Consider the following 20,130-nt stretch of genomic DNA (forward strand, 5'->3'; position numbering starts at 1 on the left):
GGGATTTAATGACTAAAATATATTTTAATCATGATGGCGGCGTTGATGATTTAATATCACTATTCTTATTACTACAAATGGATAATGTTGAATTAGTAGGTGTAAGTACAATCGGTGCAGATTGTTATTTAGAACCTTCTCTAAGTGCTTCATGTAAAATTATAAATCGTTTTTCAAATTTATCTATTGATGTAGCTCCTTCATATGAAAGAGGAGTTAACCCTTTTCCGAAAGACTGGAGAATGCATGCCTTTTTTATGGATGCGCTTCCTATTTTAAATGAGAAATGGATTGATAAACGTTCTGTAACGAGTACATTTGAAGCTTATGAGGATATTATTAATGTATTAAATAATAGTAAAGAAAAGGTGACTTTATTGTTTACTGGTCCGTTAACCGATTTAGCCAAAGCAATCAAACATGATAAAGCAATAGTAAACAATATTGAAAAGTTAGTTTGGATGGGAGGAACATTTTTAGAAAAGGGAAATGTAGAAGAACCCGAACATGATGGCACAGCTGAATGGAATGCTTTTTGGGATCCTGAAGCTGTTAAAACAATATTTGATACGTCTATCAAGATAGAAATGGTAGCGTTAGAAAGCACTAATCAAGTACCATTGACGCCAGCTATTCGTCAAATGTGGGCAAATCAACGTCAGTTTATAGGAGTTGATTTTTTAGGAATCAGTTATGCAGCTGTACCTCCTCTTACTCATTTTGTCACAAACTCTACTTATTTTTTATGGGATGTATTGACGACTGCTCAAATTGGTAAAGAAAGCTTAACAGATTCTATAGAACTTAAAGTAGATGTATATACAAAAGGACCAAGTCAAGGACGTACATATAAGAGTGATGATGGACGTATAGTGCGTGTCGTTAATCATGTCAATCATGACGAATTCTTCAACTATATCACGTCTTTAGCTAAAAAAGTATCTCATTAACTTCAAATGTAAACTTTTTATATAAAACAGTTTACATAAGTGGTATAATTTTCTTCATAAAAGGAGGAAATCAAATGAGTACAAAAAATTTAGTATATACAGCTTTAATGACAGCGGTTATTTGTATTTTAGGCCTAGTACCCGGAATACCATTACCATTTATGCCTGTACCAATTGTATTACAAAATATAGGTATCTTTTTAGCAGGAGTTATATTAGGACGTAAATATGGCGCACTCAGTGTTATTATCTTCTTATTATTAACAGCCACAGGTTTACCATTATTATCAGGTGGACGTGGCGGAATAGGTGTGTTTGCAGGTCCTTCAGCAGGATTTTTATTCTTATATCCAGTAGTGGCATATCTTATAGGTTTAGTAAGAGATCGTTTTAAAAATCATATTAATTTCTTTACATTATTTATTGGTATGCTTGTATTTGGTGTTTTATTATTAGATATTGTAGGAACAATCATTATGGGGTTCATTATACATATGCCTATAAGTAAAGCATTCTTATTGTCATTTACATTTGTTCCAGGAGATATCATTAAAGCGATTATTGCAAGCTTGATTGGTACAACATTACTTAACCATTCACGTTTTAAGAATTTGATATAATAGTACAAAATATACATAGTAAGGTGATGGTTGCTATGACACACATAACAATGAAGCAGATTAAAGAAAATGGAAAAATATACTTAGAAAATGAGTTGAATATTATATATTTAACACCTTCTGATCCAATTACATATCACATGAATAAGTGGCAGTACAAAACGTTACCTTCAATTAATCAGTGGTATGCAGATATGGAGAAACAACGAATTTTGCATAAAAAACAACATTCTTCTCATTTATCTTTTACATTTCCAGAAAACCAATTACTTCATTCTACATGGTTAGAAGCGATACGCAATGAAGGATTTCAATTAGGACTACTTGAATTGTATGCGATAGACAGTGCTACATTAAAACAATTTGAGAGCAATATTCAGGTAGATATTGAACCTGTAACTTCATTCAATATGGAAGATTATCTAAGTGTTTACAATGAATTTTCAAAACCGTATGGCGAAGCGTTTACTAAAGAAAGTGAAGAACGAACGAGAGAAGCAATATTAAAGCAAATAGATGACGTCACTCGTATAGTTGCATATTATCTTCATAAACCTGTGGGGATTTTGGATGTTATAGTTACAGATGAAACTGTTGAAATTGATGGGTTCGGCGTTTTAGAAGACTATCGTCATAAAGGAATAGGTACTACGATGCAGTCCTATGTAGGCCATTTAGCCGGTTCTCGACCAGTCATATTAGTGGCAGATGGCGATGATACAGCAAAAGACATGTATATAAAGCAAGGCTATATTTTTCAAAGCTTTCAATATCAGATAGTCAAAGAAGATGCGATATAAATAAAAGTAGGGAGTGAAAAATGAATTTATAATAAATTCTAATTCACTCCTTTTACACGTTCTGGATGACTATAAATATTAAAAGAATCACCTCTAATAAAACCAATAGCAGTAATATTTAAGTCATGTGCCAGTGTTATTGCCAATGTGGTAGGTGCAGATTTCGATAATATAACACCGACACCGATTTTAGCTGCTTTTAGTAAAATTTCAGATGATATGCGTCCACTAAAAATAAGTACTTTATTTCTAACAGGAATTTGATGAGTAAGACAAAAACCGTAAAGTTTATCTAAGGCATTATGTCTACCTATATCTTGACGATGTTCAAAAAATGCCTCACCATCACTAATTGCTGCGTTATGCAAGCCACCTGTTTGTTTAAATAAGGTACTTGCACTTTGTAAACCTGTCATCATATTTAAAATTTGTCTTGGAGTGAGAATGATATTAGACATAGACGTTTTAGCAATTGCTGCATCATTTTGAAAATAAAATTCTCGACTTTTTCCACAACATGAAGCAACCATGCGCTTTGTAGAATACTCAAAACGGTCGCTTAATGACTTAGTTAATTCTACATGAGCAAACCCTTTACTATCATCAATTTGTAAATGTTTAATTTCTTCTTTTTTATAAATGGCTCCTTCAGATGCTAAAAATCCTATGACTAACTCTTCTAAATGTGTCGGACTGCAGATTACTGTAGCAAATTCTTTTCCATTTACCATAATCGTTAATGGAAATTCGGTTACATAGCTGTCTTCAGTTTCGATGAGTTGCTCATCTTCATACCTAATAATTGGTTGATTTTGAACGGCATCTTTATCCATGAATGTCTCCCCTTTGGTTATAACTACTTTATACTGTATCATTATATTCACAAAAAGTATTTCAATATTGAATGATTATATAAAACTTTATATTTTAAAATTTAGAAATAAATATAAAATACGGTAAAACTGTTCAAAAGATATAAAAAGCGTATAATATTTGATTGAATAGGGGGCATAAAAATAAATGACTGTAAAACGATTATTAGCGGTGTTAGGGACTTTCATTATCATTATAGCAGGTTGTTCAAATTCAAAAGATAATGACAATAGCAAGCAATCTTCAAAGTCAAATAATAGTGATAATCCTAAAACTGAATTGAAAGTTTCAGCAGCAGCAAGTTTAAGTGATGTAAGTAAAGCATTAAAGAAAGAGTTTGAAAAAACACATAAAAATGTAAATGTAACATTTAATTATGGTGGATCAGGGGCCTTAAGACAACAAATTGAAAAAGGTGCACCAACTGATGTCTTTATGTCTGCAAATACGAAAGATGTAGATATGTTGAAAAAACATAATCAAGCTCATAATACATATAAATACGCACATAATCAGTTGGTATTGATTGGTGATAAAAACAGTGATCAAGCTTCAGTAAAAGATTTAAAAGACAACGAAAAATTAGCTATTGGTGAAGTGAAAACTGTACCAGCAGGTAAATATGCGAAACAATATTTAGATAATCAACATTTATATAGTGATGTAAAAGATAAAATTGTATATGCCAAAGACGTTAAACAAGTATTAAATTACGTTGAAAAAGGTAATACTCAAATGGGATTTGTATATGAGACCGATTTATATACGAATAATGAAAGAACAGATAAAGTAAATGAGATTAAAAAAGCGGATTTGAAAAAACCTATCACTTATGAAGCGGGAGCAACATCAGATAACAAATTTGCTAAAGAATGGATAGAATTTTTAAAATCTAAAAAAGCGAAAGATATTTTAAAAGAATATCACTTTAAAGTATAGGGGGATGACATATGCCTGATTTAACACCTCTATGGATTTCTATTAAAGTAGGATTTATCAGTACGATAATTGTCTCTATATTAGGAATTTTTATTTGTAGAACGTTATATAAAAGAAAAGGGCATGCAACTCAATTTCTTGAAAGCTTAATATTATTACCTATTGTTTTACCACCGACAGTACTAGGGTTTATACTTATTATTGTTTTTTCACCTAGAACATTTGTGGGCCAATTCTTTCAAAATGTACTTCACTTACCCGTAGTATTTACAATGACAGGTGCAGTAATTGCATCTGTCATTGTTAGTTTTCCACTGATGTACCAACATACTATTCAAGGATTTCGAAGTATTAATCCTAAAATGTTAAATACTGCACGAACAATGGGAGCAAGTGAACGTAAAATCTTCTATCGTTTAATTCTACCATTATCTAAACGCTCAATTATTGCGGGTATTATGATGAGTTTTGCGAGAGCTATTGGAGAATTTGGTGCAACATTGATGGTTGCAGGATATATTCCAAATAAAACCAATACTCTGCCACTGGAAATCTATTTTTTAGTAGAACAAGGAAAAGAGAATCAGGCATGGTTATGGGTACTTGTACTCGTTGCATTTTCTATTACAGTCATTAGTATGTTGAATTTTGCGAATCGTGATAAAGTTCAGGAGGTAGACTAGATGTTACAAGTTAAATTACAACATCAGTTAAAGCAAACGTTGATTCATATTAACATTGAAGATACAAAAGCTAAAATATATGCAATACAAGGTCCCTCCGGTATTGGAAAAACGACAATATTAAATATCATTGCGGGATTAAGACAACCAGATGAGGCTTATATCAATATTGATAATCATCTATTAGTGGATACTGAAAACCATATTAATGTAAAGATTCAACAACGCCAAATTGGCTATTTATTTCAAGATTATCAACTTTTTCCTAACATGACGGTTCTTCAGAATATTACATTTATGACTAAACAGTCTAAACATATTGATGAGCTTATTCAACGTTTAAATATTAGCCATTTAATAAATCAATTTCCGCCGACACTGTCTGGTGGGGAAGCCCAACGTGTAGCACTCGCGCGAACTTTAAGCACGAAACCCAATTTAATTTTACTTGATGAACCTTTTTCAAGTTTAGATGATATTTCTAGAGATGAAGGCATCCATCTAGTTAAGCAAATTCATGAGGAATGGTGTATACCTATTATTTTTGTAACGCACTCTAATTATGAAGCAGAAGTATTAGCAGATGAAATTATTCAAATTAAATAAATAGGAGTAGGATATCGAAGTTTAGAACGTTTTAGATTTCTGTCCTACTCCTATTTCGTTATAATAAAAAGAAGAGAGAATGTTGAGAGAGGTTTCAAATAATGACTCAAGAACGTTATTCAAGACAAATTTTATTTAAAGATATTGGAGAACATGGACAACAAACCATTAATCAGAAACATGTATTGATTGTTGGAATGGGCGCTTTAGGTACCCATGTAGCTGAAGGACTTGTTCGTGCTGGTATTCAAGAGTTGACTATTGTGGATAGAGACTATATTGAATATAGTAATTTACAAAGACAGACATTGTTTACAGAAAGTGATGCAGATCGTATGCTGCCAAAAGTGGTTGCTGCACAAGATCACTTAAAACATATTCGTTCTGATATAAAAATGAATATTTATATTGAACATGTAGATGCTCAATTTTTAGAGCAATATGCAACGAGTGTAGATTTGATTATTGATGCAACGGATAATTTTGAAACAAGACAATTAATCAATGATTTTTCCTATAGGTATCGCATTCCTTGGATTTATGGTGGAGTAGTTCAAAGTACCTATGTAGAAACTGCATTTATTCCAGGTCAAACCCCTTGCTTTAATTGTTTAATGCCTCAGTTACCAGTTATAAATCTGACATGTGATACTGTCGGTGTGATTCAGCCAGCCGTAACGATGACCACAAGTTTTCAATTACGGGATGCTTTAAAGATATTGATTGGTAAACAGATTCCCACAAAGCTGACATATGGAGATATTTGGGAGAATACACATTGTTCTTTTGGTTATAGTAAAATGCGTCGTGATGATTGCCCAACTTGTGGTAAGAATCCTAGCTTTCCGTATTTATATGCTCATTCGACTTCATATGCAACTTTGTGTGGTAGAGATACAGTTCAATATGAAAATAAAGACATTACAAAAAAAGTATTAGTTGATTTTCTTACAGCACTCGATATTCGTTACCATGAAAACCAATATATGTTAGTATTTGAATTTAAAAAACATAGAATTGTATATTTTGAGGGTGGGCGAATGTTGATTCATGGTACAACTAAGAAATCTGAAGCAATACATTTAATCAATCAACTATTTGGATAAGGAGAGAATGATGATGCATCAGCATGATAACAAAGAAGTTAAAAAAACAATTCAATGTGCAGTGTTAACAATTTCTGATACACGAAATAAAGAAACAGATAAAGGCGGTCAATTAGTTCAAAAGTGTTTGAAAGAACTGAATATAGAAGTGACAGAAGAACACTATCATATCATTAAAGATGACAAGGAAGACATCCAATCTCAAATTGACGAATGGTTAGCATCAGATATTGATGTCATTATAACGACTGGAGGCACTGGTATAGCACAACGTGATGTGACTATAGAAGCTGTAAAACCACTTTTAGATAAAGAAATTGAAGGATTCGGCGAACTTTTTAGATATTTAAGTTATACGGAAGATGTAGGAACAAAAGCGCTTCTCTCAAGAGCATTAGCGGGAACAGTTATGAGTAAATTAATCTTTACGTTGCCGGGATCAACTGGGGCAGTAAAGTTAGCAATGACTAAACTCATTATTCCGGAATTAAATCATATGGTTTATGAACTCCATAAATAAAATAGTCATAAAAAGCATTGTAAATCATAGGTTTCCCTAATTGAAAATGCTGCTTATGACTATCATAATAGAAGAAAATCATAAAGATTAATCACATTGACGGTGATAATCTCCAGATTTACCTCCAGATTTTGATTCAAGGTATGTGTCACCAATGATCATTCCTTTATCAGCTGCTTTTGTCATATCATATACTGTGAGAGCTGTAACTGAAGCAGCTGTTAAAGCTTCCATTTCAACACCAGTCTTACCTGTAGTAGAAACCGTAGCAGTAATGCTTAATTGATAGTGGCGTGGTGTGTTTGCTTGATTCCAAGAGAATTCAATATCTATTCCAGTTAAGGGCAATGGATGACACATAGGAATAATAGTCGATGTATTTTTAGCAGCCATTATACCTGCAATTTGAGCAGTATTAAGTACATTACCCTTTTTATTTGTATTGTCTATAATTTGACGGTAAATCGTCTCATTCACTGTGATGCTTGAATGCGCTTTAGCGATACGTTTTGTAATACTTTTATTAGAAACATCAACCATTTTTGCATTACCTTGATGATTGATATGTGTAAAATTTGACATAAATAGCCTCCTATAGAAATATCTAAAAAATCATAACATATAAATAAAGTTATAAACATTTATTTTTAATGAGTACATCATTATCTTACTGAGTTTATAAAATAGTATAGCATGAATTTATCGTGTAATTGGAGTTGATAAAATGGTAGTTGAAAAAAGAAAACCAATACCTATTAAAGAAGCAATTGAACGTATTGTAAAACAAGATATATATACTCAACAAAATAATATATCATTAGAGGACAGTTTAGGATATGTCTTAGCAGAAGACATTGTAGCAACTTATGATATACCACGTTTCAATAAATCGCCGTATGATGGTTTTGCTATAAGAAGTGAAGATTCGGCTGGTGCCTTTTCAAAAAATCGTAAAACGTTTAAAGTGATAGATCATATTGGTGCAGGCACAGTATCTCATAAAACAGTTGGAGAAAATGAAGCAGTTCGTATTATGACAGGCGCTCAAATTCCTGAGGGTGCAGATGCAGTAGTGATGTTTGAACAAACTGTGGAAAATGGAGATACATTTACGATTAGAAAACCTTTTGAAGAGAATGAAAATGTGTCGCTAAAAGGAGAAGAAACTAAAACAGGAGATATCGTTTTAAAAAAAGGACAAGTCATTAATCCTGGAGCTATTGCAGTACTAGCGACCTATGGTTATACAGAAGTGCCTGTATTTTTAAAACCAAGTATTGCAGTTATTGCTACTGGAAGCGAATTATTGAATGTAGACGAAGAATTACAACCAGGAAAAATTAGAAATTCTAATGGTCCGATGATACAAGCGTTAGCTGATAAAATGAGATTAACGATAGAGCCTTATAGTATACAACAAGATGACTTAGAAAGTAGTATTCAAGTCATCACTAAAGCAATGAAAGATCATGATATTGTCATTACTACTGGAGGCGTTTCGGTAGGAGATTATGACTTTTTACCAAAGATATACAAAGCAATTCAAGCAGAAGTGTTATTTAATAAAATTGCGATGCGTCCTGGAAGTGTGACAACTGTGGCAGTTGCAAATAAGACGTATTTATTTGGTTTATCAGGGAATCCATCGGCTTGTTTTACTGGTTTTGAATTATTTGTTAAACCAGCAGTGCAACATATGATGCAAGCCAAAGCAGTTTACCCTCAAGTTGTGAAAGCAACATTAATGGAAGATTTTGCGAAAGCCAATCCATTTACAAGATTTATTCGAGCAACTGCATCTTTTACTCATAATTGTGCGACTGTGGTTCCATCCGGATTTAATAAATCGGGTGCTGTGGTAGCAATAGCACATAGTAATGCAATGATTATGTTGCCAGGGGGTACAAGAGGATTTAAAGCCGGCCATACGGTAGATGTTATTTTAACTGAATCGAATGTTTTCGAAGAGGAACTATCATTATGATTTTACAAATAGTTGGTTTTAAAGATTCGGGTAAAACAACGTTGTTACAACAATCTATTACATTTTTAAAATCTCAAGGCTATCACATTGTGACGATTAAACATCACGGACATGAAAAAGATGATATTACACTTCAATCATCTAATGTGGATCATATGAAACATTTTGAAGCTGGTGCAGATCAGAGTATTGTTCAAGGATCTGCTTATCAACAAACAGTAACACGTAGAAATCAGCCGTCGCTTGAACAACTGATAAAAGAAAGTGTAACTATTAGTTATGACGTTATTTTAGTTGAAGGGTTTAAAAATGAGGATTATGACAAAATAGTGGTATATAAAACCCAAGAAGAATTAGAAGAACTGAGACTTCTTACACATGTTCAATATTTTTATAATTATAATAATGAGAATGCTTTAAAAAACTATGAGCAATGGTTACTAAAATGGATGAAACGAAAGGATGAACATAAAAATGAAACAATTTGAAATCGTGACGAATCCAATTGAGCCCGAACAATATAGAACATTTACTTTAAATGAACATCAAGGAGCTGTTGTTGTATTTACAGGTCATGTTCGCGAATGGACTAAAGGGGTGAAAACAGAATATCTTGAGTATGAAGCTTATGTTCCAATGGCTCAAAAAAAACTAAAACAAATTGGAGAAGAAATTACACAGCGTTGGCCAGGAACGATAACAACGATTGTACATCGTATTGGTCCCCTACAAATCTCTGATATTGCAGTATTGATTGCTGTCTCTTCGCCACATCGTAAAGATGCCTATCGTGCAAATGAGTATGCGATTGAAAGAATTAAAGAAGTTGTGCCAATTTGGAAAAAAGAAATTTGGGAAGACGGTGCAGAATGGCAAGGACATCAAAGAGGAGATTATAGTCAAGCAACTAAAGGAGAGGCTTAAATGAGAGTATTATATTTTGCAGAAATAAAAGAAATATTAGAAATGAATTCAGAAGACATTGATTTAATAGAAGATATTACAGTAGAAACGTTTAAAGAATTATTATTTGAACGTCACCCATCCATTCGTGATAAAAAATTTCAAGTAGCTGTAAATGAAGAATTTGTTCAACTTAATGATATTGTAAAGCAAGATGATGTTGTTGCGTTAATACCTCCAGTTAGTGGTGGTTAAATATGAAAGCAATTATTCTAGCTGGGGGACACTCTAAACGTTTTGGTAGTCCTAAAGCATTTGCTTGTATTCACGGGGAAATGTTCTATAAACGAATTATTAACACATTAACAGAAACGAATTTATTTGACGATATTATTATAAGTACAAACAAACAACTTAAGAATGAATTTGAGTATAAACATATTATGGTAGATGAAGAAACACATGCAGATAAAGGCCCGTTATCAGGAATCTACACAGTTATGAAACATTATAATAATGAAGAATTATTTTTTGTGGTCTCTGTAGATACTCCTATGATTACTAAAGAAGCAATAAGTCAACTATATCAATTTACAATTTCACAGCGTATGGAACATCAAGCCGATATTATAGCTTATTCAGACGATGATAAACCTATACCGACCATTGCTTTTTATAGTCGAGGAGTCATTTCGAATATTGAAAAAGCACTCAATTCTAATGATTATAGTTTACAGCATGTATATAAAAATGTGATAACATGTTTTCTAGATACTAAAGAGGTTCAGCCTTTAAAAAATTGGTCTAAAAATATTAATTATCAAGATGATTTGAATACTTTACTTCATCAGATTAATGATTAAAGGGGGACACGTTAATGACGATCCAAATTAAAGATAAATTAGGACGTCCTATAAGAGATCTACGAATTTCTGTAACAGATCGTTGTAATTTCAGATGTGATTATTGTATGCCAAAAGAAATATTTGGTGATGATTTTGTTTTTTTACCTAAAGAGGAATTACTTACATTTGATGAAATTACAACAATTGCCAAAGTTTATGCTGAATTAGGCGTGAAAAAATTAAGAATCACTGGTGGAGAACCTTTATTACGACGTGATTTATATAAATTAATTGAAAAACTTAATCATATTGAAGGTATTGAAGATATTGGTATGACCACTAATGGTTTACTTTTAAAAAAACATGGTCAAAAGTTGTATGATGCAGGATTGCGTAGAATTAATGTAAGTTTAGATGCAATTGATGATGAAGTATTTCAAGCAATCAATAACCGTAACATTAAAGCTTCTACCATCTTGCAACAAATTGATTATGCAATATCTATTGGATTTCATGTAAAAGTAAATGTAGTGATACAAAAAGGAATTAATGATGATCAAATCCTACCTATGATTGAATATTTTAAAGATAAACATATTCAAATAAGATTCATTGAATTTATGGATGTAGGTAATGATAATGGTTGGAATTTTAGTAAAGTTGTTACGAAAGAAGAAATGCTATCTACTATTGAAGAAGAGTTTGATATAGAACCTCTTCCACCTAAATATTTTGGTGAAGTTGCCACATATTATAGACATAAAGATAATGGTGCACAGTTTGGTCTAATCACAAGTGTTTCAGCTTCATTTTGTTCTACTTGTACAAGAGCAAGATTATCATCTGATGGGAAATTTTATGGATGTTTATTTAGTGTGATTGATGGTTTTGATATTAAATCATTATTGCGTAGTGGTGCTACACATCAAAAATTAAAAGACACGCTCATTTCATTATGGCAAGCACGTGATGATCGTTATTCAGATGAACGAACAGAACAAACAGTAAGAAATCGACAACGAAAGAAAATTAATATGAATTATATTGGTGGTTAATCTATACAGAAGCAAGTGATAATCATATGTGATATCACTTACTTCTGTATTTTAATTTGATAGTATTTTTAATTAATTTTAATAATTTCAAAGTAATTTATATTAATCACTAAACAGATATAAATTAATATTTGTAATAGATTAAATTGTGCATATGTTATATAATTAAATTAAGCAATTTTATTATATTATGTATTTATACAACTTAGAATCAACTTTGGAGGCATGTACTATGAATAATAAAGTGACTCGCTTTATTGAAGCGGAAAGAGAACTTAGTCAATTGAAGCATTGGTTGAAAATGACGTATAAAATTTCTATTGAGGAATTTGTTGTTTTATTTAAAGTGTATGAAGGTAAAAAAATTAGCGGAAAAGAGTTACGCGATACATTACATTTTGAAATGTTATGGGATACAAGTAAAATTGACGTCATCATCCGCAAAATTTACAAGAAAGAATTAATTTCTAAATTACGTTCTGAAACAGATGAACGACAAGTATTTTATTTCTTTAATGCGTCGCAACAAAAAGTATTAGATAAAATGAAAAATGAAATTGAAGCTATTAGTATTGCAAATTAATTAAATAAAAAGAGCACCTCTAATATTCTATAACGAATCATAGGGGTGCTTCTTTTTATATATTAAATGAAAGATTAATACGTATTACCATTCACTTTTCTACCATGAACAATTAAATAAAGTACCGTACATAAAGCGGCTACAATAGCCATAATGAAATAAACTTGAGTATACGTGATTGAACCTGTAAATAATCCAAGCAACGATGGACCAAAACCAATACCAATATCTAATCCAATAAAGTAAGTTGAAGTTGCAATTCCATATTTACTTGAAGGTGACACTTTAATTGCAATGGCTTGCATAGAAGAAGAGAGATTTCCATAGCCAATACCTAAGAACACGCCAGCAAGTAATAATACCCAACCATTATAGCTAAATACTAATAAAACAAATGTGATAATTAAGGCAAGAAATGCTGGATAAACCACAACATTTTCATTTTTTGCATCAATCATCCTACCAGCAATAGGTCGAGTGATTAATGAAGCGACCGCATAGAAAATAAAGAAATAACTAGATGCTTCTAACAAATGACGTTGCTCAGCAAAAGATTTTAAGAATGTTAGGATTGAAGCATAGTTCAACCCGATAATCATCATCACAATTGCTACTGGTACAGCTTCTTTAGCAATGAAATTATGAATGTTGAAACCAGAAGCTTGGGCTACTTTTCTATCAATTGCATTTTTAGTAGGATTAAAGTCAATTTTAATAAAGACTGAAACAATTAAACTTGCAATTCCTAGTATAAGACAGATAAGAAATAGTAAATTAATTGAGAATGATTTCAATAATAAAATTCCAAAGAAAGGACCAATGGCTGATCCAAGAACAAGACTTAGTGAAAATAAGCTAATGCCTTCACTTTTACGTTCTACAGGGGTAACATGTGCAGCAATTGTACCTGTAGCTGTCGTTGCGATAGCTGTAGCAATTCCATTTAGGAGTCGTACTAACATCAAGATGGTTATCGATCCTGGGATAAAATAAAGTAACTGAGTAATGATTAGAAAAATTAAACCAGCAATTAAAATCTTTTTAGGACCAAAACGATTGACATACTTTCCCGTTCCAAAACGTCCTATCAATGATCCGATAATAAATAGTCCTACAACAAGTCCAGATAAGCTGTCCGACACATGATAGGATGTTTTAGAATAATCAGCGATGATAACTAATAATAAGTACATACACAAATAAACAAAGAAGTTAATCATAAAATTGATCGTAAAACTTTTAGTAAAAATAGGTTGTTTAGTAGTACTAGTCTGATTCATGAGGATCCCCCTTCAATAATGTGTTATGTAATTTTTTCATAATTGCTATGACGTGATCCAAATCATCATTAGATATATTAGATTGATGGATTAAATCTTCTTGAATAGGTGTAATACAAGCATTAATGTTCTCAAATAATTGCTGTCCTTTTTCAGATAAACTTAATAGCTTTTCACGTTTGTCAGTACCTGGAGTAACCAAAAGTAAATCTTTTTCAAATAGTACTTTAATAATTTTACGCGCAGTTGGTTTTTCAATAAAACGACGTTTAGATATTTGAACTAAAGTCGTTTGGTCATATGTAGCAATATCTTTAAGCACTAACCACTGACCTGTATGTAGACCAAACTGATCTAATATAGATTGAGTACGTTTAATATAAGGACGATAAATACCAATAAAACTATTAAAAAATTCATTTGTGAGCATTTTGAATTATCTCCCTCAAAAATAGTTAGCAAGGCTAACTAATTGATGACGAAAAATATTATACGCCGATTTCATTCATTTTTCAACACTAAATATAAGTTATAGAGTAAAGTATAGTGAAATTTGTTAAAATACAATTAAGTTTAAATTAGTAAAGGGGATATTGATAAATGAAGTTGAAATTTGATCATATGATTCATTACGTCGATCAATTAAAAGGATTTAAATATCCAGGTGAGTTATTAAAAATTCATTCTGGAGGCAAGCATCATCAATATGGCACTTTCAATCGTTTAACTTATATAAATGGAAATTACATCGAACTCTTAGATGTTGAAGATGTCGAAAAGTTAAAGAAAGAAGCTAAAACTGAAGAGGGTAGAGTCGCTTTTGCAACGAAAATTGTTCAAGATGATTTTAAGCAAGGATTTAAAACAATGGCATTTAGAACGGAAGATATAGAGAGGGTAAAACAATCTTTAAACGAACGTCATATTGATACGATTGGTCCTATACATATGGACAGAGAAGATAAAAAGGGTGAAAAGATAAGATGGAAGTTACTCTATATCGCTGATCCCGACTATATGGTTAGGCCACCTTTTTTTATTGAGTGGAATAAAAATAAAGTCGATCATATGCAAAATTTAGACTCATTTTTTCAGAAACAATTTAAAATTGATAAAATTATTATAGATAGTTCTAAACGCTCTAAAACCTTAACTAAGTGGCAAAGCTGGTTTAATATGGACATTATAGAAGAAAATGAGAACTACACTGACTTAAAATTAGAGGGGGATACTATCGTTTATCGGATTCAAGATGCGGCTCAATCTGGATACAATACCATTGTTTTTAAAGATAATGAAACTACGACTCCTTATTCAATTATTATTAAAGGAGCCAAATATCGTTTCGAACCGAATGAAGGAACTAATTAAATAGATAGGTATAAGTACTATGTGCGATAAAAGCAATATGAATAAAAACTAGTACTAGAGAGATTAAGCTTAATATTAAAGAAAAACGATTTGTTTTTAATAATATAAATAAAATGGTAAGTACAAGTGATAAAGCGACAAACATCACTCTCAGACTAAAAAAATTTATAGTTAAAGGATGAGCCATTGTATAAATTATTGCAATAGCATTACATACAATAAATATAAGTAAAATTATATTTCTCAATTTTAAAAACCTCTTTAATAAAAAATAGTAGTGTTTTTCATTCATTAAGTATAACAAAAAGAATAGCTTTTTGAAGAAAATTCAACTTCTATTATGAGTTTGTCGACACTCTCAAATCTACAATGTATAATGATAAGTAATGCAAAGATAAAGGAGTTTTATATAGCATGGAAAAGATGAATATCACAAATCAGGAACATGACGAATTTGTAAAAACTCATCCGAATGGTGATTTATTGCAACTGACAAAGTGGGCAGAGACAAAGCGCTTAACTGGATGGTATTCAAAATGTGTGGCAGTAGGTGAAAATGGTGAAATTAAAGGTGTAGGACAGTTATTATTTAAAAAGATACCGAAGTTACCATTTACATTATGCTACGTATCACGTGGATTCGTAGCCGATTATAATGATAGAGATGTACTGAGAGCACTTTTAAATGAAACCAAAAAAATCGCTAAAGAAGAAAAAGCGTATGCGATTAAGATTGATCCAGATGTTGAAGTAGAACATGGCACAGAAGCACTTAAAAATTTAAGAATGCTTGGATTTAAACATAAAGGGTTTAAAGAAGGATTATCAAAAGACTATATTCAACCTCGTATGACAATGATTACACCTATTGATAAGACGGATGATGAAATTATTCAAAACTTTGAACGTCGTAATCGTTCTAAAGTTAGATTGGCGCTTAAACGAGGTACTAAAGTTGAACACTCAAATCGTGAAGGGCTTAAAACATTTGCGAAATTAATGCAAATTACGGGTGAACGTGATGGCTTCTTAACACGTGATATTAGCTATTTTGAGAATATTTATGACTCATTACATGAAGATGGGGATGCAGAATTATTCTTAGTGAAATTAGAGCCACAACAAGTGCTTGATGAAACGAATAAAGATCTAGAAGCTCAAGAAGCAGAAAAAGCTAAACTAGAAGCGAAGTCAGAAGCACGTCCAAATGATAAAAAAACAGCTAACAAATTAAATGATGTAAAAAATAAGATTTCTAAGACAACTGAATTAAAAGAAGATTTAGAAAGATTAAATCAAGAACATCCAGAAGGCGTATATTTATCAGGCGCATTACTTATGTTTGCAGGTAAAAAATCATATTACTTATATGGAGCTTCTTCAAATGATTATCGTGATTTCTTACCGAACCATCATATGCAATATGAAATGATGAAATACGCAAGAGATCATGGTGCAACAACGTATGACTTTGGTGGCACAGATAATAATCCATCAAAAGATTCTGAACACTATGGATTATGGGCTTTTAAACGTGTATGGGGCACTTATTTAAGTGAAAAAATTGGTGAGTTTGATTATGTCTTAAATCAGCCGTTATATCAATTAATCGAACAAGTTAAACCAAGACTTACAAAAGCCAAAATTAAACTCTCTCGCAAATTAAAACGTAAATAATTAATTTACAGTATTGTAGATACAGTATTTAATCTGAACGATTCTATAAAGAAACGTTCAGATTTTTTTACCAATATTAATAACTTATTATAGGAGAAGTAATTAAATGATTAAAAAAATGCTTCAATTTTCATTAGGTAATAAGTTTGCTATTTTCTTAATGGTTCTTTTAGTCATTATAGGTGGCATATATTCAAGTGCTAAACTTAAATTAGAATTATTACCTGATGTTGAAAACCCAATTATTTCTGTCCAAACGACGATGCCAGGCGCTACACCTCAAACGACACAAGGTGAAATTAGCTCGAAAATTGATAAACAAGTCAGATCACTCGCTTATGTAAAAAGTGTAGAAACACAATCGATACCTAATGCTTCAATTGTGAAAGTTGAATATAACAACGGAACTGACATGGATAAAGCTGAAGAAGTACTGAAAAAAGAAATAGACAAAATCGATTTTAAGGATGGAGTAAGCGAACCAGAATTAATACGTAATTCTATCGATGCTTTTCCTATCGTAGCTTACTCATTTACAAATAAGAGTAATGACTTAAGAACCACTACAAAGGAAATTAATGAACAATTAATACCTAAACTTCAAACTGTTGATGGTGTTCAAAGTGCACAACTGAATGGACAAACTACACGTCAAGTTACTTTAAAATTTAAACAAAAGGAATTGGATAAAGTAAGGTTATCTGCGGAGGATGTTGAAAATTACATTAAGACAGCGACAAGAGAAACACCACTCGGTTTATTCCAATTTGGAAATAATGAAAAATCCCTTGTTGTGGATGGTCAATTTAAATCAGTCAGTGCATTAAAAGATTTAAACATCCCGCTTTCTATAGCAGGCCAAGGACAATCAAGTGATTCTAACGATAATAGTATTAGTAGTACTGGCCAAGAAGGTAGTCAATCATCTAGTGCAAGTCAATCGCAAACGAATAGCTCTTTAAAAGGAACAAATGGTCAAATGCCAAGCGTGCCACTTAAAGATTTAGCTAACATCACTGTGGGCGATGAACGAGATTCTATTTCAAAAACAAATGGTAAAGACGCAGTGAACGTACAAGTAATGAAAGCACAAGATGCAAATACAGTTCAAGTGGCTAGAGCAACGCAAAAGAAAATAGACGAGTTTGTTAAGAATAATAGTGATATCAAAGCTACAAAAACAATGGACACAGCTAAACCAATTGAAGATTCATTATATACTATGATTGAAAAAGCGGCATTAGGTACCATCGTCGCAATTATTGTTATTTTATTATTCTTAAGAAATATTAAAACAACAGCGATATCTATCGTTTCAATTCCGTTATCTATTTTGATTGCACTTATTGCACTGAAATTAAGTAATGTATCACTTAATATTTTAACTTTAGGTGCATTGACGATTGCGATTGGTCGGGTCATAGATGATTCTATTGTTGTAGTAGAAAATATCTATCGACGATTATCAGATCCAAGTGAACAATTAAAAGGGAACAATTTAGTTATTAGTGCAACGAGAGAGGTATTTAAACCTATTTTATCTTCTACGATTGTTACAATTATAGTTTTCTTACCGCTAGCTTTTGTTTCCGGCTCAGTAGGTGAAATGTTCCGACCATTTGCGTTAGCTATCACATTTAGTTTACTGGCTTCGCTTCTTGTTTCTATTACTGTTGTGCCAGCCCTTGCCTCAACATTCTTTAAAAATGGAATAAACATAAAGGGCAATGTTAATGAAGAAAATAAATTAGGAGGGATTAGTAAGGGATATAAACGAGTACTTGGTTGGTCACTTAATCATAAATGGCTTGTTCTTATTATTAGTATTGTTATATTAATTGCGAGTATAGGAATTGGTGCAGCTAAATTAGGAACAAGTTATATTTCTACAGGGGAAGATAAGTTTTTAGCGTTAACTTATACACCTAAACCAGGAGAAACTGAAGAAGCAGTACTTAAACATGCTGAAAAAGCTCAAAAATACCTTCAAAGTAAAGATAAAGTTAAAACAGTTCAATTTTCTGTAGGGGGACCTTCTCCAGCAGATCCAACGGGAAGTACGAATAGCATGGCTATTATGGTGGAATATGATTCGGATACGCCGCACTTTGAGGAAGAACCAGATAAAGTGGTTACACATCTTTCTAAAATGAAAAACCCAGGTAAATGGAAAAATCAAGACTTAGGTACAGGAGCTGGAAACAATTCAGTGGACGTAACTGTTAAAGGATCTTCTACTGATGCAATTAGAAGTACAGTAACTAAAGTTGAAAATAAAATGAAATCCATTAAAGGTGTAGCAGATGTCAATTCAGATTTATCACAAACCTATGATCAATATGAAATCAAAGTAGATCAAAATAAAGCAACAGATAAAGGTATTTCAGCTGCACAATTAGCATTGAATTTAAATGAGAACTTACCAGAAAAAACAATTACAACTGTTAAAGAAAATGGTAATAATATAGATGTAAAAGTAAAACAGAATAAACAAACAAATTGGTCTCAAAATAAACTAGAAAACATCGACTTACATGCACCAAGTGGAGAAACTGTTAAATTAAAAGATATTGCACGTCTAAACAAAACAACAACACCAAGTAAACTTGTTCAAGAAGATGGCGATTATGCTACAACAATTTCAGGTAAAATTACCGCTTCTGATGTTGGTGGAACTTCTAGTAAAGTGATGCGTGAAATCAATACAATTGATAAACCTAATAACGTTAAGTTTAATGTTGGTGGTGCAACAGATGATATTAATACAGCTATGAGCCAACTCGCTTTTGCAATGCTTATTGCTATTGTTATTGTGTATCTTGTGTTGGTTATCACATTCAAAGGTGGTTTAGCACCATTTACAATTCTATTCTCATTACCATTTACAGCTATTGGTATAGTATTTGCATTATTGATTACCGGAGAAACCATTTCAGTACCAAGTTTAATTGGTATGTTGATGTTAATTGGTATTGTTGTTACAAATGCAATTGTATTAATTGATAGAGTGATTTCAAATGAACAACAAGGTATGTTAATGAAAGAAGCTTTAATTGAAGCGGGTGGAACCCGAATTAGACCTATTTTGATGACTGCAGTTGCAACAATCGGTGCATTATTACCATTATTATTTGGGCAAAATAGTTCAATTCTAATTTCTAAAGGAATGGCCGCTACAGTCATAGGTGGATTAGTATCATCAACACTACTAACCTTAATCGTAGTGCCAGTTATCTATGAAATACTCTTTACTTTAAAAAACAAACTTACACGTAAATAAAGATAAATTTAGGATAAGTCAAAAAAAGCAATTGAGACGTATGCACATACGTTCA

The 20,130-nt window shown here is 31.8% G+C and carries 22 protein-coding genes; 18 read left to right on the forward strand and 4 right to left on the reverse strand.

What is annotated here, in order from left to right:
- The first annotated feature begins 8 nt into the window (after nt 1–8).
- The 3 genes from MHI13_RS03045 to MHI13_RS03055 all read left to right on the forward strand — a co-directional run bounded on the left by MHI13_RS03045 (nt 9) and on the right by MHI13_RS03055 (nt 2,370).
- Complete coding sequence (locus MHI13_RS03045; protein ID WP_017174875.1) at nt 9–950, forward strand: nucleoside hydrolase; 942 nt, start codon at nt 9–11, stop codon at nt 948–950.
- 74 nt (nt 951–1,024) lie between these two features.
- Complete coding sequence (locus MHI13_RS03050) at nt 1,025–1,570, forward strand: biotin transporter BioY (protein WP_070547813.1); 546 nt, start codon at nt 1,025–1,027, stop codon at nt 1,568–1,570.
- Between the two features lie 35 nt (nt 1,571–1,605).
- Complete coding sequence (locus tag MHI13_RS03055; protein ID WP_070547815.1) at nt 1,606–2,370, forward strand: GNAT family N-acetyltransferase; 765 nt, start codon at nt 1,606–1,608, stop codon at nt 2,368–2,370.
- 38 nt (nt 2,371–2,408) lie between these two features.
- Here MHI13_RS03055 and fdhD read toward each other — a convergent pair whose 3' ends face one another.
- Complete coding sequence (gene fdhD / locus MHI13_RS03060; RefSeq protein WP_049379341.1) at nt 2,409–3,203, reverse strand: formate dehydrogenase accessory sulfurtransferase FdhD; 795 nt, start codon at nt 3,201–3,203, stop codon at nt 2,409–2,411.
- Between the two features lie 187 nt (nt 3,204–3,390).
- On the opposite strand from fdhD, the gene modA reads away from it, so the two are divergent.
- From modA to MHI13_RS03085, 5 genes are all read left to right on the forward strand, one after another.
- Nucleotides 3,391–4,182: a molybdate ABC transporter substrate-binding protein gene (modA, locus tag MHI13_RS03065; protein ID WP_017174871.1), complete on the forward strand. Its 792-nt coding sequence runs from the start codon at nt 3,391–3,393 to the stop codon at nt 4,180–4,182.
- An 11-nt stretch (nt 4,183–4,193) separates the two neighbouring features.
- Nucleotides 4,194–4,865 (forward strand): molybdate ABC transporter permease subunit, encoded by a 672-nt coding sequence (gene modB, locus MHI13_RS03070; protein WP_017174870.1) that lies wholly within the window; start codon nt 4,194–4,196, stop codon nt 4,863–4,865.
- Nucleotides 4,866–5,471 carry an ATP-binding cassette domain-containing protein gene (locus MHI13_RS03075; protein WP_017174869.1) on the forward strand — a complete coding sequence of 202 codons (606 nt, stop codon included), beginning with the start codon at nt 4,866–4,868 and terminating at the stop codon, nt 5,469–5,471.
- Between the two features lie 101 nt (nt 5,472–5,572).
- On the forward strand, nt 5,573–6,577 hold the full coding sequence (locus MHI13_RS03080; protein WP_048762099.1) for a ThiF family adenylyltransferase: 1,005 nt from the start codon (nt 5,573–5,575) through the stop codon (nt 6,575–6,577).
- 13 nt (nt 6,578–6,590) lie between these two features.
- Nucleotides 6,591–7,097: a MogA/MoaB family molybdenum cofactor biosynthesis protein gene (locus MHI13_RS03085; protein WP_017174867.1), complete on the forward strand. Its 507-nt coding sequence runs from the start codon at nt 6,591–6,593 to the stop codon at nt 7,095–7,097.
- Nucleotides 7,098–7,184: 87 nt separating this feature from the next.
- On the opposite strand, the gene moaC is transcribed toward MHI13_RS03085, so the two are convergent.
- The gene (gene moaC / locus MHI13_RS03090; protein WP_048762098.1) at nt 7,185–7,679 is read right to left on the reverse strand and encodes a cyclic pyranopterin monophosphate synthase MoaC; all 495 of its coding nucleotides are present in this window, start codon (nt 7,677–7,679) and stop codon (nt 7,185–7,187) included.
- A 142-nt stretch (nt 7,680–7,821) separates the two neighbouring features.
- Between moaC and MHI13_RS03095 the strand changes: the two genes are divergently transcribed.
- The 7 genes from MHI13_RS03095 (at nt 7,822) to MHI13_RS03125 (ending at nt 12,467) form a co-directional block, all read left to right on the forward strand.
- Nucleotides 7,822–9,081, forward strand: a complete 1,260-nt coding sequence (locus MHI13_RS03095; RefSeq protein ID WP_017174865.1) for a molybdopterin molybdotransferase MoeA — start codon at nt 7,822–7,824, stop codon at nt 9,079–9,081.
- Nucleotides 9,078–9,569, forward strand: a complete 492-nt coding sequence (gene mobB, locus MHI13_RS03100) for a molybdopterin-guanine dinucleotide biosynthesis protein B (protein WP_017174864.1) — start codon at nt 9,078–9,080, stop codon at nt 9,567–9,569. The genes MHI13_RS03095 and mobB overlap by 4 nt, the downstream gene beginning before the upstream one ends.
- Complete coding sequence (locus tag MHI13_RS03105) at nt 9,556–10,005, forward strand: molybdenum cofactor biosynthesis protein MoaE (RefSeq protein ID WP_048762097.1); 450 nt, start codon at nt 9,556–9,558, stop codon at nt 10,003–10,005. Before mobB ends, MHI13_RS03105 begins: the two co-directional genes overlap by 14 nt.
- Nucleotides 10,006–10,239 carry a molybdopterin converting factor subunit 1 gene (gene moaD, locus MHI13_RS03110; protein WP_017174862.1) on the forward strand — a complete coding sequence of 78 codons (234 nt, stop codon included), beginning with the start codon at nt 10,006–10,008 and terminating at the stop codon, nt 10,237–10,239.
- Between the two features lie 2 nt (nt 10,240–10,241).
- Nucleotides 10,242–10,847: a molybdenum cofactor guanylyltransferase MobA gene (gene mobA / locus MHI13_RS03115; RefSeq protein ID WP_017174861.1), complete on the forward strand. Its 606-nt coding sequence runs from the start codon at nt 10,242–10,244 to the stop codon at nt 10,845–10,847.
- A gap of 14 nt (nt 10,848–10,861) precedes the next feature.
- Nucleotides 10,862–11,884: a GTP 3',8-cyclase MoaA gene (gene moaA, locus MHI13_RS03120; RefSeq protein WP_017174860.1), complete on the forward strand. Its 1,023-nt coding sequence runs from the start codon at nt 10,862–10,864 to the stop codon at nt 11,882–11,884.
- A 232-nt stretch (nt 11,885–12,116) separates the two neighbouring features.
- On the forward strand, nt 12,117–12,467 hold the full coding sequence (locus tag MHI13_RS03125) for a SarA family transcriptional regulator (RefSeq protein WP_017174859.1): 351 nt from the start codon (nt 12,117–12,119) through the stop codon (nt 12,465–12,467).
- A gap of 74 nt (nt 12,468–12,541) precedes the next feature.
- On the opposite strand, the gene MHI13_RS03130 is transcribed toward MHI13_RS03125, so the two are convergent.
- The gene (locus MHI13_RS03130) at nt 12,542–13,747 is read right to left on the reverse strand and encodes an MFS transporter (RefSeq protein ID WP_048762095.1); all 1,206 of its coding nucleotides are present in this window, start codon (nt 13,745–13,747) and stop codon (nt 12,542–12,544) included.
- Entirely contained in the window at nt 13,734–14,177 is a 444-nt protein-coding gene (locus MHI13_RS03135) for a MarR family winged helix-turn-helix transcriptional regulator (RefSeq protein ID WP_048682439.1), read from the reverse strand. Before MHI13_RS03135 ends, MHI13_RS03130 begins: the two co-directional genes overlap by 14 nt.
- 170 nt (nt 14,178–14,347) lie before the next feature.
- On the opposite strand from MHI13_RS03135, the gene MHI13_RS03140 reads away from it, so the two are divergent.
- The 3 genes from MHI13_RS03140 to MHI13_RS03150 all read left to right on the forward strand — a co-directional run bounded on the left by MHI13_RS03140 (nt 14,348) and on the right by MHI13_RS03150 (nt 20,075).
- Nucleotides 14,348–15,118: a VOC family protein gene (locus MHI13_RS03140; RefSeq protein ID WP_019834797.1), complete on the forward strand. Its 771-nt coding sequence runs from the start codon at nt 14,348–14,350 to the stop codon at nt 15,116–15,118.
- A 414-nt stretch (nt 15,119–15,532) separates the two neighbouring features.
- Nucleotides 15,533–16,795 (forward strand): lipid II:glycine glycyltransferase FemX, encoded by a 1,263-nt coding sequence (locus MHI13_RS03145; RefSeq protein WP_049420244.1) that lies wholly within the window; start codon nt 15,533–15,535, stop codon nt 16,793–16,795.
- Nucleotides 16,796–16,901: 106 nt separating this feature from the next.
- Nucleotides 16,902–20,075 (forward strand): efflux RND transporter permease subunit, encoded by a 3,174-nt coding sequence (locus tag MHI13_RS03150; RefSeq protein ID WP_049420248.1) that lies wholly within the window; start codon nt 16,902–16,904, stop codon nt 20,073–20,075.
- Nucleotides 20,076–20,130 lie beyond the last annotated feature (55 nt).

The organism is Staphylococcus sp. FSL K6-0223, from assembly GCF_038008285.1.

Bases quoted from the DNA above. Each gene is read 5' to 3' on its own strand.
- MHI13_RS03045 (WP_017174875.1), top strand. From the start codon at position 9: ATGACTAAAATATATTTTAATCATGATGGCGGCGTTGATGATTTAATA.
- MHI13_RS03050 (WP_070547813.1), top strand. From the start codon at position 1,025: ATGAGTACAAAAAATTTAGTATATACAGCTTTAATGACAGCGGTTATT.
- MHI13_RS03055 (WP_070547815.1), top strand. From the start codon at position 1,606: ATGACACACATAACAATGAAGCAGATTAAAGAAAATGGAAAAATATAC.
- fdhD (WP_049379341.1), bottom strand. From the start codon at position 3,203: ATGGATAAAGATGCCGTTCAAAATCAACCAATTATTAGGTATGAAGAT.
- modA (WP_017174871.1), top strand. From the start codon at position 3,391: ATGACTGTAAAACGATTATTAGCGGTGTTAGGGACTTTCATTATCATT.
- modB (WP_017174870.1), top strand. From the start codon at position 4,194: ATGCCTGATTTAACACCTCTATGGATTTCTATTAAAGTAGGATTTATC.
- MHI13_RS03075 (WP_017174869.1), top strand. From the start codon at position 4,866: ATGTTACAAGTTAAATTACAACATCAGTTAAAGCAAACGTTGATTCAT.
- MHI13_RS03080 (WP_048762099.1), top strand. From the start codon at position 5,573: ATGACTCAAGAACGTTATTCAAGACAAATTTTATTTAAAGATATTGGA.
- MHI13_RS03085 (WP_017174867.1), top strand. From the start codon at position 6,591: ATGCATCAGCATGATAACAAAGAAGTTAAAAAAACAATTCAATGTGCA.
- moaC (WP_048762098.1), bottom strand. From the start codon at position 7,679: ATGTCAAATTTTACACATATCAATCATCAAGGTAATGCAAAAATGGTT.
- MHI13_RS03095 (WP_017174865.1), top strand. From the start codon at position 7,822: ATGGTAGTTGAAAAAAGAAAACCAATACCTATTAAAGAAGCAATTGAA.
- mobB (WP_017174864.1), top strand. From the start codon at position 9,078: ATGATTTTACAAATAGTTGGTTTTAAAGATTCGGGTAAAACAACGTTG.
- MHI13_RS03105 (WP_048762097.1), top strand. From the start codon at position 9,556: ATGAAACAATTTGAAATCGTGACGAATCCAATTGAGCCCGAACAATAT.
- moaD (WP_017174862.1), top strand. From the start codon at position 10,006: ATGAGAGTATTATATTTTGCAGAAATAAAAGAAATATTAGAAATGAAT.
- mobA (WP_017174861.1), top strand. From the start codon at position 10,242: ATGAAAGCAATTATTCTAGCTGGGGGACACTCTAAACGTTTTGGTAGT.
- moaA (WP_017174860.1), top strand. From the start codon at position 10,862: ATGACGATCCAAATTAAAGATAAATTAGGACGTCCTATAAGAGATCTA.
- MHI13_RS03125 (WP_017174859.1), top strand. From the start codon at position 12,117: ATGAATAATAAAGTGACTCGCTTTATTGAAGCGGAAAGAGAACTTAGT.
- MHI13_RS03130 (WP_048762095.1), bottom strand. From the start codon at position 13,747: ATGAATCAGACTAGTACTACTAAACAACCTATTTTTACTAAAAGTTTT.
- MHI13_RS03135 (WP_048682439.1), bottom strand. From the start codon at position 14,177: ATGCTCACAAATGAATTTTTTAATAGTTTTATTGGTATTTATCGTCCT.
- MHI13_RS03140 (WP_019834797.1), top strand. From the start codon at position 14,348: ATGAAGTTGAAATTTGATCATATGATTCATTACGTCGATCAATTAAAA.
- MHI13_RS03145 (WP_049420244.1), top strand. From the start codon at position 15,533: ATGGAAAAGATGAATATCACAAATCAGGAACATGACGAATTTGTAAAA.
- MHI13_RS03150 (WP_049420248.1), top strand. From the start codon at position 16,902: ATGATTAAAAAAATGCTTCAATTTTCATTAGGTAATAAGTTTGCTATT.